We start from the raw sequence: 13,724 nt of genomic DNA on the forward strand, positions 1-13,724 counted from the left end.
CGACGTTCTCCACGTTAGGGAGGGCCTCCGACATTGGCGTCGGGAGGCGCCCCCGATGGGGATGAACGCGTCGCTTTTCCTGCTGTGCAGAAGCCTACGCCTCGAATCGAACGTAGTTTCGATGACACGCCGCCTCGAAGGGGACGGATGTTCCCGTGAGAGCGTCGTCGCGCACGAGACACCGCGGCCCGGGCCACAACAGGCAGACGGCACCGCGGCCCAGGCGTCGCAGGGCGGGCGATGCCGTGAGCCCGCAGAACGTGGAGCGAGCGCAGCCGCGAGCACAGACGTCTGCGACGCGCCGGACAGTCGTCAGGAGCGCCGCGGCTCCAACCGACCGACGCCATATCGACGGTACTCGGGCACGTCGGTCTCTGCGCACAACGCCAACCACACGTCGCGGGGGTCGACGCCCGCCGCCAGAGCATCGACGCTCGTTCGTCCGCCCACGGCGGAGAGGACGAGATCGGTCAACAGGGAGCCGCCGCGCGCTCCGAACTCATCGGCGACGGCACGATCGAACTCGCTACGGCGCATGTTGCGCGGTCAGCGCAGGGAGAGCTCGGGCTCGACGGATGCGACGAGTTCGTCGGGTACGACGTCGGGGAAGGTCTGCAGACCCTCGAGCACCGACAGCCGGTCGCCGACCTCGCGCATGATGGTCGAGATCGGAACGTCGAGCGCTTCGGCCACCGAGGCGAGAATCTCGCTCGAAGCCTCTTTTTGCCCGCGCTCGACCTCGCTGAGGTATCCGAGGGCAACGCTCGCGCGGCTCGCGACCTGGCGGAGGGTGCGACCCTTCTGCTGGCGGAGGTCACGCAGGACTTCGCCGATCTCTTGACGAACCAGGATCATTGGGGGCCCTCCTCACTGCTGATTCCGTCGCTGCCCGGGTGGACAACTGTGAAACACCGTCTGTGGTCACCCTAATGCCGCGCGCTGTGCACCGGATGGGAATCGCTGAACGAAACCGGGATGTGCGATCATTTGTTCCCAATTTCTGCTCGGCTCCTCGTCGGCAGACCCTCACAAAGCGGCGAGGGCGCGCCGAAGCGCCAGATGAGCACTCTCCCGCCGCACACGATCGCGGTCACCGGCGATCACGAGCGAGTCCACTCGGGTGCCGAGGGGCGTCGACACGGCGATGTGGACCGTGCCGACGGGCTGCCCGTCCTGCTCGTCGGGACCCGCGACACCGGTCGTCGCGATTCCCACGTCGGCGGCCGTTCCGTCGCGGCCGAGCACGTCGCGTACGCCCCGGGCCATCTGCCGGGCGACGCGAGGATGGACGGCACCGTGCGCGTCGAGAAGTGCTTGGTCCACACCCAGCACACCGTGCTTCAGATCGGTCGCGTAGGCCACCACTCCCCCGCGCACGACACGCGACGCACCGGGGACGTCGACGAGCGAAGAGACGACGAGACCGCCCGTGAGCGACTCCGCCACCGCGATCGTCCAGCCGAGCTCGCCGAGACGCTCCAACAGCAGGGCGGCGCTCTCGCGAGGCGTGCGCACCACGGTTTCGTCGAAGTCCTCGGGAATGCTGTCGATCGTCACCCTCTTCGCGCCTTCCGCGCCGCCCGCACCTCGGTGACGATGTAGTCGATGCCCGAGGCGATGGTGAGGGCGACGGCGATCGTCATGGTCACCACTGCCGCCCACCACACGCCCGTCTGCCAGGTCTCGGCCTCTGACAGGCTCGTCAACGGCAGGAGGGCGATCGAAAGGGCCACTGCCTGGAACACGGTCTTGAGTTTGCCCATCCATGCCGCCGCGAGCACGTGGTCGCTCACCACGACGAAGCGGTAGACCGTGATGCCGATCTCGCGCACGAGGACGACGATCGTCACCCACCAGGGCAACTCGCCCAGGATCGACAGTCCGACGAAGGCGACGCCCGTGAGTGCCTTGTCGGCGATCGGGTCGAGCAGCTTCCCGAGGTCGCTGACGATCTCGTAGCGACGGGCGATGTAGCCATCGACACCGTCCGTGGCGATCGCGACGATGAAGAGCACCGCGGCCGCCCAGCGCAGGCCGCCGCCCGCCCCGCCGTCGGCCAGGAGCAGCCACAGGAAGACGGGGGCGCAGAGGATGCGCGCGATCGTGATCGCGTTCGGCAGCTGAGGGTGCACGGCCATCAATCGCGTCCCGTCAGCTGCCAGGCGTCTTCGGATCCCTCGTCGTCGTCGTGATCGACGACGGGGAGACCCTCGAACTGCGCTTCGATCGGGTCGTCGCCGTATCGGTCGTCGTCGACCGCTGCCGCGGGAGATGCGGCGGGAACGTCGTCGCCGCGGAGGCGGGCGAGGACAGCCGGCAGCTGTTCGTTCGTGACCAGGACATCGCGCGCCTTCGAACCCTCCGACGGGCCGACGATCTCACGGGATTCGAGCAGATCCATCAGGCGACCCGCCTTCGCGAACCCGACGCGGAGCTTGCGCTGCAGCATCGACGTCGACCCGAACTGGGTCGACACGACGAGCTCGGCGGCGGCCAGGAGAAGTTCGAGGTCGTCTCCGATGTCGGCGTCGATCTCCTTCTTCTCCGCCGCGGCCTGCACGTCGGACCGATACTCCGGCCGCGCCTGCTGCGTGACGTGGGCGACGACCTTCTCGATCTCCTGCTCGCTCACCCACGCGCCCTGCACACGAAGCGCCTTCGACGCTCCCATCGGGAGGAAGAGTCCGTCTCCCTGCCCGATCAAGCGGTCAGCGCCCGGCTGATCGAGGATGACGCGCGAATCGGTGACGCTCGTCACCGCGAAGGCGAGTCGCGACGGCACATTCGCCTTGATGAGGCCGGTCACGACGTCGACCGAGGGGCGCTGGGTCGCCAGGACCAAATGGATGCCGCTGGCGCGGGCAAGCTGGGTGATGCGCACGATCGAGTCCTCGACGTCACGGGGTGCGACCATCATGAGGTCGGCGAGCTCATCGACGACGACGAGGAGATAGGGGTACGGCTTGAGTACTCGCTCGCTGCCCGCCGGGAGCTGCAGTTCGCCCGCCACGACGGCGCGGTTGAAGTCATCGATGTGACGGAAGCCGAACGACGCGAGGTCGTCGTAGCGCATGTCCATCTCTTTCACGACCCACTGCAGCGCCTCGGCGGCCTTCTTCGGGTTCGTGATGATGGGGGTGATGAGGTGCGGGACACCCGCGTAGGAGGTCAACTCGACACGCTTCGGGTCGATGAGCACCATGCGCACGTCGGACGGTTTCGCCCGCATGAGCAGGCTGGTGATCATCGAGTTGACGAAGCTCGACTTGCCGGAACCGGTGGAACCGGCGACCAGCAGGTGCGGCATCTTGGCGAGATTGGCCACGACGAAGCCGCCGCCGACGTCTTTGCCGACGCCGATGGTCATCGGGTGGGTCGAGGTGGTCGCGGCATCCGATCGGAGGATGTCGCCCAGGGTGACGATCTCGCGGTCGGCGTTGGGGATCTCGACGCCGATCGCGCTCTTGCCCGGGATGGGAGCGAGGATGCGCACCTCGTTGGAGGCGACCGCGTAGGCGATGTTGTTGGTCAACGCGGTGATGCGCTCGACCTTCACGCCCGGGCCGACCTCGATCTCGTACTGCGTCACCGTCGGACCGCGTGAGAAGCCGGTGACGCGCGCGTCGACCTTGAACTGCTGCATGACGCTCTCGATGGCGGCGACCACCGCATCGTTCGCGGCGGAACGCGCCTTCGGCGGCGTGCCGCTGGCCAGCGCCGTCACGGCCGGAAGACGGTAGTTCGCCGCCGGGGGCGCACCGGCGTTGTCGCCGCCGAGCCCCGAGATGCCGGGCAGATCATCGTCGTCGACGCTGTCGGCGATCGGCGAGTCATCGTGCAGCCCACGGCCCGACGCCGCCGCCTGAAGGACGCGGGGGTCGATCACCTCTGTCAGTGCCTCGGGGGCCGGAGGCCGTGGGGGCGTCATCGCACGCGGCGCCGCGGGTTCGGGGGCGACTACCGGTGATTCGAAGCCGCCCTGGGGCGTGCCCGGCGACAGCAGCTCGGTGAGGTCGTCGGACCCGAGCGACCCGCCGGTGTCTTCTTCGCGCCCGGACTTGTTACGACGCCACCACGGGAGGGATTTCTCTGCGGGCTCGTCGTCGTCGACGGGCAGGACCTTGGTCGCCGGGTCGGGCCGTTCGGAGCCTTCGGCACGTTCGACCCCGAACATCCACGCGTAGAGGTCGCCGAGACGGCGTCCGATGCGGTTGGGCGGGGTCTTGGTGAGGATCAGGATGCTCAGCACCGCGAGCAACGACAACGCGATGTAGGCGCCGACCGCCGTCAGCACGAGCGCGAGCGGCTCACCGACGATCCACCCGGCGATACCTCCCGCCGGGCTCAGGGCCGGCAGACCCCCCTGGTTGGGAACGGGCCGATCGCCCGCGACATGAAGGAAGCCCGCGAGCGTGACGACCAGAAGGCCGAACCCGATGCCGACCCGACCGTTGTCATGGACCGACGCGGGGTGTCGGAACAACCACCCGGCCAACAGGAGCAGGAGGACGGGGAGGACGAATGCCACCCGTCCGACGAGGGCGCCGAAGCTGTATGCGCTGATGAGCGCCGCCGCATCCGTGCCGATGAAGAACCACTCCACGACCGCGCCGATGACGGCGAGCACGACGAGGAAGAAGGGGAACCCGTCGCGACGCTGGTCGCGCTCGAGGCTCTCGGGACCGAACGCACGGAACATGCCGCCCACGCCGTGGGCCACCGCCATCCAGGCGCGGACGGCGAGCGCGGGCTTCTCGGGCTCGTCGACGTAGCGTTTGGGCGCGGGAGCGGGAGCCTTCGAGCGCGACGACCCCTTCGCGGGGGCGCGGCCGCCGGACGGGGACGAGGTGCGAGCCATTCCTCCACGGTAGGCGGGACCTCCGACATTCGCCCGCACCGACGCGGGGTTCAGCCCAGCCGCTTGACCATGACGTCGCGCCCGATACCCCGGCGCACCACCGCGAAACCCTCGGAGCGGTAGAGCGACACGGCGTAGTTGTCGCGATCGACGCTGAGGCTGATGCGGGCGTACCCCGCGCCGCGCGCATGGTCGGCCAATCGCCGCAGCAGCGCTCGCCCGACGCCGTGGGCGCGCCACACCGGCTTCACCCCGATGATCAGTTCGGGGACGCCGGTGCCCACCCATCCGAAGCCGGGCTCGTCGCGGGGCAGCATGCGATACCACGCGGCCCCCACCGGCTCCCCGGCGGGCGACTCGGCGACGAAACCGGCGTCACCGGGGCGTAGCCATCCGGCGATGTATCGCCGGTACTCGGGGCTGCTGATGATCTCATGCCGCGGGCGCGCGGCACCGGCGCGCCAATTGGCGGCTTCGGCGGCCATATCGGCGAGGAAGACACCGTCCGACCGGAGCGCCGCGCGGATCGGGAGAGCGGGCATGCCCGCATGATATCGAGGTGCGTTCGGTTCCGGAACGACGCACGCGACACGCCCACGGCTCACGGCAGGGGACGCCGGACGAAGGACGCCGAACGACGAAGCGCCGCAGGCGGACCCGCGGCGCTTCGCGATGATTCAGGCTTCGATGACCATCGGCACGATCATGGGCCGACGACGCAGCGACTGGTTCACCCAGCGGCCGATCGTGCGTCGCACGACCTGCGAGAGCGCGTGGTTGTCGCGTACTCCCGACTTCGCGGCCTCGGCCAGGGCGGCGGCGATCTTCGGTTTGACGCTGTCGAAGACCTTGTCGTCTTCCGCGACGCCGCGGGCGTGGATCTCGGGACCGGAGACGATCTTGCCGGTCGCCGAATCGACGACGACGATGACCGAGATGAAGCCCTCTTCGCCGAGGATGCGACGGTCTTTCAGGTCGGCATCCGTGATCTCACCCACCGACGATCCGTCGACGTAGACGAAGCCGATGTCGACCTGCCCCACGACCGAAGCGACGCCGTCGCGCAGGTCGACGACGGTGCCGTTCTCGCCGAGGATCGTGTTCTCTTCGGGGATCCCGGTCTCGCGCGCGAGCTTGGCGTTGGCCATGAGGTGGCGGTATTCGCCGTGCACGGGCAGCACGTTCTTGGGCTTGAGGATGTTGTAGCAGTACAGCAGCTCCCCCGCGGCGGCGTGGCCGGAGACGTGCACCTTGGCGTTGCCCTTGTGAACGACGGTCGCGCCGAGCTTGGTCAGTCCGTCGATCACGCGGTAGATCGCGTTCTCGTTACCGGGGATCTGGCTGGATGCCAGGATGATCGTGTCGCCCTCGCCCGGCTCGATCGCGTGGTCGAGGTTCGCCATGCGACTGAGCACGGCCATCGGCTCGCCCTGAGACCCGGTCGACATGTAGACGATCTTGTCGTCGGGAAGGTCGCGCGCCTTCTTGTAGTCGATCAGCACACCGTCCGGCACGTTGAGGTACCCGAGGTCGGCGGCGATGCCCATGTTGCGCACCATGCTGCGACCGAGCAGCGCCACGCGGCGGCCGTTGGCGTGGGCGGCATCGAGCACCTGTTGCACGCGGTGCACGTGGCTGGAGAAGCTCGCCACGACCACCCGGCGCGGAGCACGGGCGATGACCTGGTCGAGCACGGGACCGATGCCGCGCTCGGTCGGCGTGAAGCCGGGGACGTCGGCGTTGGTCGAGTCGACGAGGAAGAGATCGACGCCCTCTTCGCCGAGCCGCGCGAAGGCCCGCAGGTCGGTGATGCGGCCGTCGAGCGGAAGCTGGTCCATCTTGAAGTCACCGGTGGCCAGCACCAGCCCCGCGGGCGTGCGGATCGCGACGGCGAGCGCGTCGGGGATGGAGTGGTTCACCGCAACGAACTCGAGGTCGAACGGGCCGACCTTCTCGTGCTGCCCCTCTTCGACCGTCAGCGTGTACGGGCGGATCCGGTGCTCTTTGAGTTTCGCCTCGATGAGCGCGAGCGTCAGACCCGATCCGATGAGGGGGATGTCGCTCTTGAGCTTCAGAAGGTAGGGAACCGCGCCGATGTGGTCTTCGTGGCCGTGGGTGAGCACGACGCCGACGATGTCGTCGAGACGGTGACGGATCGGCTCGAAGTCGGGCAGGATCAGGTCGACGCCCGGCTGGTGCTCCTCGGGGAACAGCACGCCGCAGTCCACGACGAGCAGCTTGCCCTCGTACTCGAACACCGTCATGTTGCGGCCGACCTCGCCGAGGCCGCCGAGCGGGATGACGCGCAGGGTTCCGGGGGCGAGCGCGGGGGGATCGTAAACGGTCGTGGGCATATGTGCCTCCTCGGATGCCACCGCGTGGCATCCCTTCGTGTGGCGTCCCTGGCCGCGGATCGGCGGACGCCGATGTCTATCGCGTGGTGCCGTGCACCTTCGGCAGGGCACCGCCGGCGGCCGCGTTGCGGTCGGGGCGGAAGTTGGAGAAGTCGGCGCCGGCCACGTTCTCGACGAGCGCGAGTTCGTCTTCGATCACGGCGGCCTCCCACTCCTCCGGGCCGACCAGGGGCAGGCGCACGCGCGGGCTGCCGATACGGCCGAGACCGTGCAGGATGTACTTCGCCGCGACCGTGCCCGGAACATGCGTCATGACGGCGCGCACGAGCGGCTCGAGCCCCTTGTGCGCGGCCGTGGCCGAGGCCAGGTCGCCGGCGTTCACCGCGTCGACGATCGTGCGATACGGAGCGGCCGCGATGTTCGCCGTCACACCGATCAGACCCGATGCGCCGATCGACAGGTGCGGGAGCACGTTGGCGTCGTCGCCCGAGAAGTACAGCAGATCGGTCTGGTTGAGCACGCGGCTGACCTCGCTGAAGTCGCCCTTGGCGTCTTTGATCGCGAGGATGTTGGGGTGCTTGGCCAGGCGGAGGATCGTCTCGTACTTGATGGGGACACCGGTGCGGCCGGGGATGTCGTACAGGATCACCGGCAGGTCGGTCGCGTCGGCGACGAGACGGAAGTGCGTCAGGATGCCGGCCTGCGTGGGCTTGTTGTAGTAGGGCGTGACGATCATGATGCCGTCGGCGCCGGCCTTCTCACTGGCCTTGTAGAGCTCGATGGCGTGCGCGGTCTCGTTCGACCCGCCGCCCGTGATGATCTTGGCGCGACCCGCCGAGACGCTCTTGCCGACCTCGACCAGGCGCAGCTTCTCGGGGTCGGTGAGGGTGGAGGTCTCACCCGTGGTGCCGGTGACGACGATGCCGTCGGCGCCCGCGGTGATGACGTCGTCGATGTGCTTCTCGGTGGCGGGCCAATCGACTTCGCCGTCGGCGGTCATCGGGGTGATGAGCGCGACGAGCACCTGACCGAAGGGATTGCCGGAGTGCGTCATGCCTCCAGGTTATCGGTTCGCCGGCCCCCTCCCCCGGCGGTTCGCGCGCGGGGGATGAACAATCCATGACCTCGGCGCCGCCTAGTGTGGCGGCATGACCTGGACCACCCGCGCATCTCGCACCGTCTACGAGAATCCGTGGATCCACGTGCGCGAAGACGACGTGACGGGGCCGCACGGCGACGGCATCTACGGGGTGGTGCGGATGCAGCACCCGGCGGTGTTCGTCATCGCCCTCGACGACCGCGAACGCGTCTGCCTCGTCGAGCTCGACCGCTACACGACCGGACGTTCGATCGAGGTGCCCGCGGGCGGCTCCGACGGCGAGGATCCGCTCGAAGCCGCCCAGCGTGAGCTGCTCGAGGAGACCGGGGTCACGGCATCCGACTGGCAGGTTCTCGGCCGTATGAACGCCCTCAACGGCATCGCGGACGCCCCGGAGCACGTCTTCCTCGCGCGGGGCCTGACGGTGAGGGATGCCACGGCCTCGCAGCGTGAGGAGGGCATCGACGCCGTGCGCTGGGTGCCCTTCGCCGAGACGCTCGACCTCATCGCGAGCGGCGGGATCACCGACGGCGAGACCATCGCGGCGCTGGCGTTCGCGGGCATCCGTCTGGGGCGTTTCCGGTAGCGGCCCTGCCTCGCGGATCGATGGCCGCGGGCCGTTGGGGCCGGTTCCGCTGCCTCCGACGGAGGCGGGCACCTCGGCTGCGCCGGACTCGAGGAGCCGGCTGGGCGCCGCGACCGCCGGCGAGGCGTATCGGCCTCTCTCAGCGTCCCCGCGCGGCCGCGCGCACCACCATGCCGTCGGGAAGCAGACGCGACCCGGCGACGAGCATCTTGTAGCGCCACGAGGGAACGCTCACCGAACGCCCGCGCGCGGCCGCGCGCAGGCCTTCGTGCACCACGCTCGCCGCGTCGAGCCAGAGACCCGGCGCGACCCCCTCCTCACCGAGCGCGAGACCGAGCCGTTCGTGGAAGCGCGTGTGGACGAACCCGGGACAGACGGCGGTGACGGTCACGCCGCGCGGACGGTAGACGACGTTCGCCCACCGGCTGAACGAGATCAGCCACCCCTTCGCGGCGCCGTACGTGCCCCGCGGCACGAAGCCCGCCACCGACGCGACGTTCACGATTCGCCCGCTCCCCCGCGCCAGCATGGCGCCGAGCGCCGCGTGGGTCAGGCGCAACGCGGCCTCGACGTGCAGGCGCAGGTGACGCACCTCGTCATCGACCGGGTTGTCGTCGAAGGCGAGGTCGAGGCCGAAGCCGGCGTTGTTGACGAGCACGTCGACGCCCTCGGCGAGACGAGCCTCGACGCGGGCGAGAGCCTCGGGGTCGAGCAGATCGGCGACGAGCACCTCCACCCGCACCCGGTGACGTCGGCCCACGTCGGCGGCGAGCGCCTCGAGAGCGTCTCGGTCACGGGCGACCACGACCAGGTCGGCCCCGCGGGCGGCGAGCTGGCGGGCGAACTCCGCGCCGAGACCGGAGCTCGCGCCCGTGATCAGCGCGGTCGCCACGTCAACGCCCCGGTCGCCGGTACGTCTCGAAGCGGTACCGGATGCCGCTCGACGACGTGTGCCAGCCATCGGAGGCCTCGAGACGCCACCCGTCGACCGCGGGGGCGAAGGTGTCGCCGGCGACCGCGAGGTCGAGGCGCGTCAGCTCGATCACATCGGCACGGCGGATGGCCTCGGCATAGAGGCGGCCGCCGCCGATGACCCACACGTCGTCTCCGTCGGCGAGGGCGAGGGCCTGGTCGAGCGAGGCCGCACGTTCGGCGCCGTCGGCCGACCACTCGGCGGAACGCGTCACGACGATGTTGCGCCGCCCCGGGAGGGGCCGGAACCGCGGCGGAAGCGATTCCCAGGTGCGTCGCCCCATGACCACGTCGGAAGACCCGGTGACCGCGCGGAAGTGCGCCAGGTCTTCGGGCACGTGCCACGGCATCCCGCCGTCGGCGCCGATGACACCGTCGTGCGCCTGCGCCCAGACGAGGCCGACGGTGGTCATACCGCGACGGCTCCGCGGATGGCGGGGTGGTGCCGGTAGTCCTCGACGACGATGTCTTCGTAGGTGTAGTCGAGGATCGACTCCGGCTTGCGGGCGAAGCGCAGGGTCGGGTACGGATACGGCTCGCGCGAGAGCTGCTCCTGCACCTGCTCGCGGTGGTTGTCGTAGACGTGGCAGTCGCCGCCCGTCCAAACGAACTCCCCCGGCTGCAGGCCCGTCTGCTGCGCGATCATCATGGTCAGCAGCGCGTAGGACGCGATGTTGAAGGGCACGCCGAGGAACATGTCGGCACTGCGCTGGTAGAGCTGACACGACAGCTTGCCGTCGGCGACGTAGAACTGGAACAGCGCGTGGCACGGTGCGAGCGCCATGTCGGGGATGTCGGCGGGGTTCCACGCCGACACGATGAGACGGCGCGAGTCCGGGTCACGCCGGATCTGCTCGATCACCTGGGTGATCTGATCGATGGTGCCGCCGTCGGCGGTCGGCCAGGAGCGCCACTGCACGCCGTAGACGGGGCCGAGCTCACCATCGGCATCCGCCCATTCGTCCCAGATCGTGACGCCGTTCTCCTGCAGCCAACCCACGTTGGACTCGCCGCGGAGGAACCACAGCAGCTCGTACGCGATCGACTTGACATGCACGCGCTTCGTGGTGATGAGGGGGAAACCCGCGGCCAGGTCGAAACGGATCTGCCGTCCGAAGACGCTCGTGGTACCCGTTCCGGTGCGGTCGGACTTGTGCGCGCCCGTCTCGAGCACGTCGCGGAGGAGGTCTTCGTAAGGGGTGGGGATCTCGGCGGTCACGGGCCTCACGATACCCGCGCACGCATCGCTCGCGCGGGTCCGACGAGACGAGGCGGGCGCTCGATCGCCCGGGAGGAGGCGCGGATCCGTCACGAGGCGACTCATCGGAGCCGATGTCGGAGGAGGCGGCTACCGTGGTGCATCGTGGACCTTCCCCTTGCGCTCGTGATCGTCGCCGCCCTGCTGGCGACCACCGTCGCGGTGGGTCTCCTCTGGCGACGCGGACAGGGGCGTGTACGCACCGTCGACTCCGGCGACACCGTCGACCCGCAGGTGATCGAGGCCGGCCCGCTGGGCGATTCTGCGACCCTCGTGCAGTTCAGCACCGAGCTGTGCGCGCGCTGCCCCGGGGTGCACCGCATGCTCGCGGCCCTCGCCGACTCGCGGCCCGGCGTGCGCCATCTCGACGTCGACCTCACCCACCGCCCCGACCTCGCGCAACGGTTCCGCGTGCTGCAGACGCCCACCATCCTGCTGGTCGATGCCACGGGCATGACCCGGCGACGCTTCGGCGGTCCGCCGGCACGCGCCGACGTCGAACGCGAACTCGACAACCTCATCAAGGAGAGCGCTCATGGCTGAACCCGCCCGTATCGACGCCCGCGGACCCCGGTTCGCCGCATCGCTGACGGCGGTGCTCCTGCTCGCCGCGACGACGCTCGGCCTGGTCGGCATCTCGACGCAGCGCGGGGCCATGACCTTCCCCGTCTCGGGTGGCGCGGTGGCATCCCACGACATGTGGGCTCTGCCCGCCGCGCCCCTTCTTGCGCGCGTCGCGGATCCTGGGTTCCTGCTCCTGCTCGTGTGCGCGCTCCTGTTCGTGTGGGGCGTCGCCGCGCCCCGCACCGCCCCCTGGGGCGTCGTGTACCGCCGAGTCGTGCAACCGCGTCTCGCCCCGCCCACCGAGTTCGAAGACCCCCGCCCGCCGCGGTTCGCCCAGGGCGTCGGGCTGCTCGTCACCACCGTCGGCCTGCTGCTGCACCTGGCCGGCGTCGCCTGGGCTCTGCCCATCGCCGCCGCGATGGCGTTCGTGGCGGCGTTCCTCAACGCCGTCTTCGGCCTGTGCCTCGGGTGCCAGCTCTACCTGCTTCTCCAGCGCGTCGGTGTGGTCGGTCGGCGCGGTCCCGCCGCCGCCTGAACGGACAGGCCCACCGAAACTGTCAAGACCCGCGCGGTGCCCGACGCGCTCACTAGGCTGGCCGCGTCGCGGTCACCCGGACCGTGCACACCACGTCGCGGTCGTCCCGGCCGCACAGACACCACGGAGGTTCCCATGGCCGTCACGAGCGAAGCCGCCACCGCCTGGAAGGGCAGCCTGTTCGAGGGATCGGGTGAAGTCACCTTCACCTCGTCGGGCATCGGCACGTTCGACGTGAACTGGAAGGCTCGCAGCGAGGGCTCGAGCTCGGTCACGACGCCCGAAGAACTGCTCGCCGGCGCGCACTCGGCCTGCTTCAGCATGGCGCTGTCGAACGCTCTCGCCGACAACGGCACGCCGCCCGAGTCGGTCGACACGACCGCGTCGATCACCTTCAAGCCCGGCACCGGCATCACCGGCAGCCTCTTGAACGTCAACGCCGTCGTGCCCGGCCTCGACGACGAGACGTTCCAGAAGATCGCCGCCGACGCCAAGGCCAACTGCCCGGTCTCGCAGGCGCTCGCGGGCATCGACATCACGCTCGAGGCGACGCTTGCCTGAGACTCCCGCCCGACGCGTCGTCATCGCCGGCGCGTCGGGCCTCATCGGTTCCGCGCTCGTCGACTCTCTGCGCGGCGACGGCGTCGAGGTGACCTCGCTCGTCCGCCACGCGCCGAACGATGTGCACGAGGTGCAGTGGCTACAGGATGCCGAGCCGCTCGATCCCGACGTGCTCGCGGGCACCGACGCGGTCGTCTGCCTGAACGGCGCCTCCATCGGCCGCTTCCCGTGGACGCCCTCCTACAAGAGCACGCTGCTCTGGTCGCGCATCACCCCGACACGAACCCTGGCCACCGCGATCCGGGCGCTCGGCGACGACGCGCCCGCGCTCATCAACGCCAGCGCCACCGGCTACTACGGCTCGCAGCCCGGCGCGGTGCTGACCGAGGAGTCCCCGCGCGGCGACGGCTTCCTCGTCGACATCTGCGTCGACTGGGAACGCGAGGCCCGCGCCGCCGGCGACCGCGCGCGCGTCGCGCTGCTGCGCACCGCGCCGGTCGTCCACGAGCGGGGCGTGCTCAAGCCCCTTCTGCTGCTGACGAAGCTCGGCGTCTCCGGACCCATCGGACGCGGAACGCAGGTCTGGCCGTGGATCACCCTCGATGACGAGGTGCGCGCTATCCGGCACGTCATCGATTCCGACCTCGACGGCCCCGTCAACCTCACCGGTCCGACGCGCGCCACCGCGAACGACCTCGGCTTCGCGCTCGCGCGACGCATGAATCGCCCGTACGTTCTGCGCGCGCCGATCTGGGGTGTCAAGCTCGCGCTCGGCGCGGACGCGACGGAGGCCCTGCTGACGTCGGATGCCGATGTGCGCCCCGCCGTGCTGGAGAACAGCGGTTTCACCTTCGCGCACCGCACGGTGGAGGATGCCGTGGCATCCGCCGTTCCCTCCCACGACGGCGCATAGGAACGGCGCCCGGAAAGGCGCGCC

At 69.7% G+C, this 13,724-nt stretch carries 16 protein-coding genes; 5 read left to right on the forward strand and 11 right to left on the reverse strand.

Translation table 11 applies throughout. The annotated features are described in order from the left end of the window. Nucleotides 1-312: 312 nt before the first annotated feature. From QE410_RS10850 to dapA, 8 genes are all read right to left on the reverse strand, one after another. A complete protein-coding gene (locus QE410_RS10850) occupies nt 313-537 on the reverse strand; it encodes a DUF3046 domain-containing protein (protein WP_307331647.1) in 225 nt (74 codons plus the stop codon). A gap of 9 nt (nt 538-546) precedes the next feature. Further along, nucleotides 547-855 carry a helix-turn-helix domain-containing protein gene (locus QE410_RS10855; RefSeq protein ID WP_055835145.1) on the reverse strand — a complete coding sequence of 103 codons (309 nt, stop codon included), beginning with the start codon at nt 853-855 and terminating at the stop codon, nt 547-549. A gap of 171 nt (nt 856-1,026) precedes the next feature. Next, on the reverse strand, nt 1,027-1,551 hold the full coding sequence (locus QE410_RS10860; protein WP_373459373.1) for a CinA family protein: 525 nt from the start codon (nt 1,549-1,551) through the stop codon (nt 1,027-1,029). A 2-nt stretch (nt 1,552-1,553) separates the two neighbouring features. Beyond that, entirely contained in the window at nt 1,554-2,138 is a 585-nt protein-coding gene (gene pgsA, locus QE410_RS10865; RefSeq protein ID WP_307331650.1) for a CDP-diacylglycerol--glycerol-3-phosphate 3-phosphatidyltransferase, read from the reverse strand. Further along, nucleotides 2,138-4,858 carry a DNA translocase FtsK gene (locus QE410_RS10870; RefSeq protein WP_307331653.1) on the reverse strand — a complete coding sequence of 907 codons (2,721 nt, stop codon included), beginning with the start codon at nt 4,856-4,858 and terminating at the stop codon, nt 2,138-2,140. Before QE410_RS10870 ends, pgsA begins: the two co-directional genes overlap by 1 nt. A 50-nt stretch (nt 4,859-4,908) precedes the next feature. Continuing rightward, entirely contained in the window at nt 4,909-5,400 is a 492-nt protein-coding gene (locus QE410_RS10875; RefSeq protein ID WP_307331655.1) for a GNAT family N-acetyltransferase, read from the reverse strand. A 135-nt stretch (nt 5,401-5,535) separates the two neighbouring features. Next, nucleotides 5,536-7,212: a ribonuclease J gene (locus QE410_RS10880; RefSeq protein WP_307331658.1), complete on the reverse strand. Its 1,677-nt coding sequence runs from the start codon at nt 7,210-7,212 to the stop codon at nt 5,536-5,538. A 76-nt stretch (nt 7,213-7,288) separates the two neighbouring features. Continuing rightward, on the reverse strand, nt 7,289-8,266 hold the full coding sequence (dapA, locus tag QE410_RS10885; RefSeq protein WP_307331660.1) for a 4-hydroxy-tetrahydrodipicolinate synthase: 978 nt from the start codon (nt 8,264-8,266) through the stop codon (nt 7,289-7,291). 94 nt (nt 8,267-8,360) lie between these two features. Between dapA and QE410_RS10890 the strand changes: the two genes are divergently transcribed. Continuing rightward, nucleotides 8,361-8,897: an NUDIX hydrolase gene (locus tag QE410_RS10890; RefSeq protein ID WP_307331663.1), complete on the forward strand. Its 537-nt coding sequence runs from the start codon at nt 8,361-8,363 to the stop codon at nt 8,895-8,897. Between the two features lie 139 nt (nt 8,898-9,036). Here the strand turns inward: QE410_RS10890 and QE410_RS10895 are convergent, their stop codons facing one another. Genes QE410_RS10895 through QE410_RS10905 form a run of 3 tightly spaced genes read right to left on the reverse strand, consistent with a single transcriptional unit; the run spans nt 9,037 to nt 11,088 of the window. Next, nucleotides 9,037-9,789 (reverse strand): SDR family oxidoreductase, encoded by a 753-nt coding sequence (locus QE410_RS10895; RefSeq protein ID WP_307331666.1) that lies wholly within the window; start codon nt 9,787-9,789, stop codon nt 9,037-9,039. 1 nt (nt 9,790) lies between these two features. After that, a complete protein-coding gene (locus QE410_RS10900) occupies nt 9,791-10,282 on the reverse strand; it encodes a dihydrofolate reductase (RefSeq protein ID WP_307331668.1) in 492 nt (163 codons plus the stop codon). Beyond that, nucleotides 10,279-11,088 carry a thymidylate synthase gene (locus tag QE410_RS10905; RefSeq protein WP_307331670.1) on the reverse strand — a complete coding sequence of 270 codons (810 nt, stop codon included), beginning with the start codon at nt 11,086-11,088 and terminating at the stop codon, nt 10,279-10,281. The genes QE410_RS10900 and QE410_RS10905 overlap by 4 nt, the downstream gene beginning before the upstream one ends. Nucleotides 11,089-11,232: 144 nt before the next feature. Between QE410_RS10905 and QE410_RS10910 the strand changes: the two genes are divergently transcribed. The 4 genes from QE410_RS10910 to QE410_RS10925 all read left to right on the forward strand — a co-directional run bounded on the left by QE410_RS10910 (nt 11,233) and on the right by QE410_RS10925 (nt 13,700). After that, nucleotides 11,233-11,670: a thioredoxin family protein gene (locus QE410_RS10910; RefSeq protein ID WP_307331672.1), complete on the forward strand. Its 438-nt coding sequence runs from the start codon at nt 11,233-11,235 to the stop codon at nt 11,668-11,670. Beyond that, entirely contained in the window at nt 11,663-12,226 is a 564-nt protein-coding gene (locus tag QE410_RS10915) for a DUF4395 domain-containing protein (RefSeq protein ID WP_307331675.1), read from the forward strand. Before QE410_RS10910 ends, QE410_RS10915 begins: the two co-directional genes overlap by 8 nt. A gap of 135 nt (nt 12,227-12,361) precedes the next feature. After that, the gene (locus QE410_RS10920) at nt 12,362-12,787 is read left to right on the forward strand and encodes an OsmC family peroxiredoxin (protein ID WP_307331678.1); all 426 of its coding nucleotides are present in this window, start codon (nt 12,362-12,364) and stop codon (nt 12,785-12,787) included. After that, nucleotides 12,780-13,700, forward strand: coding sequence for a TIGR01777 family oxidoreductase (locus tag QE410_RS10925; RefSeq protein WP_307331680.1), 921 nt, complete (start codon nt 12,780-12,782; stop codon nt 13,698-13,700). The genes QE410_RS10920 and QE410_RS10925 overlap by 8 nt, the downstream gene beginning before the upstream one ends. Nucleotides 13,701-13,724: the final 24 nt, after the last annotated feature.

This window comes from Microbacterium sp. SORGH_AS_1204, from assembly GCF_030818935.1.
GTDB lineage: Bacteria > Actinomycetota > Actinomycetes > Actinomycetales > Microbacteriaceae > Microbacterium.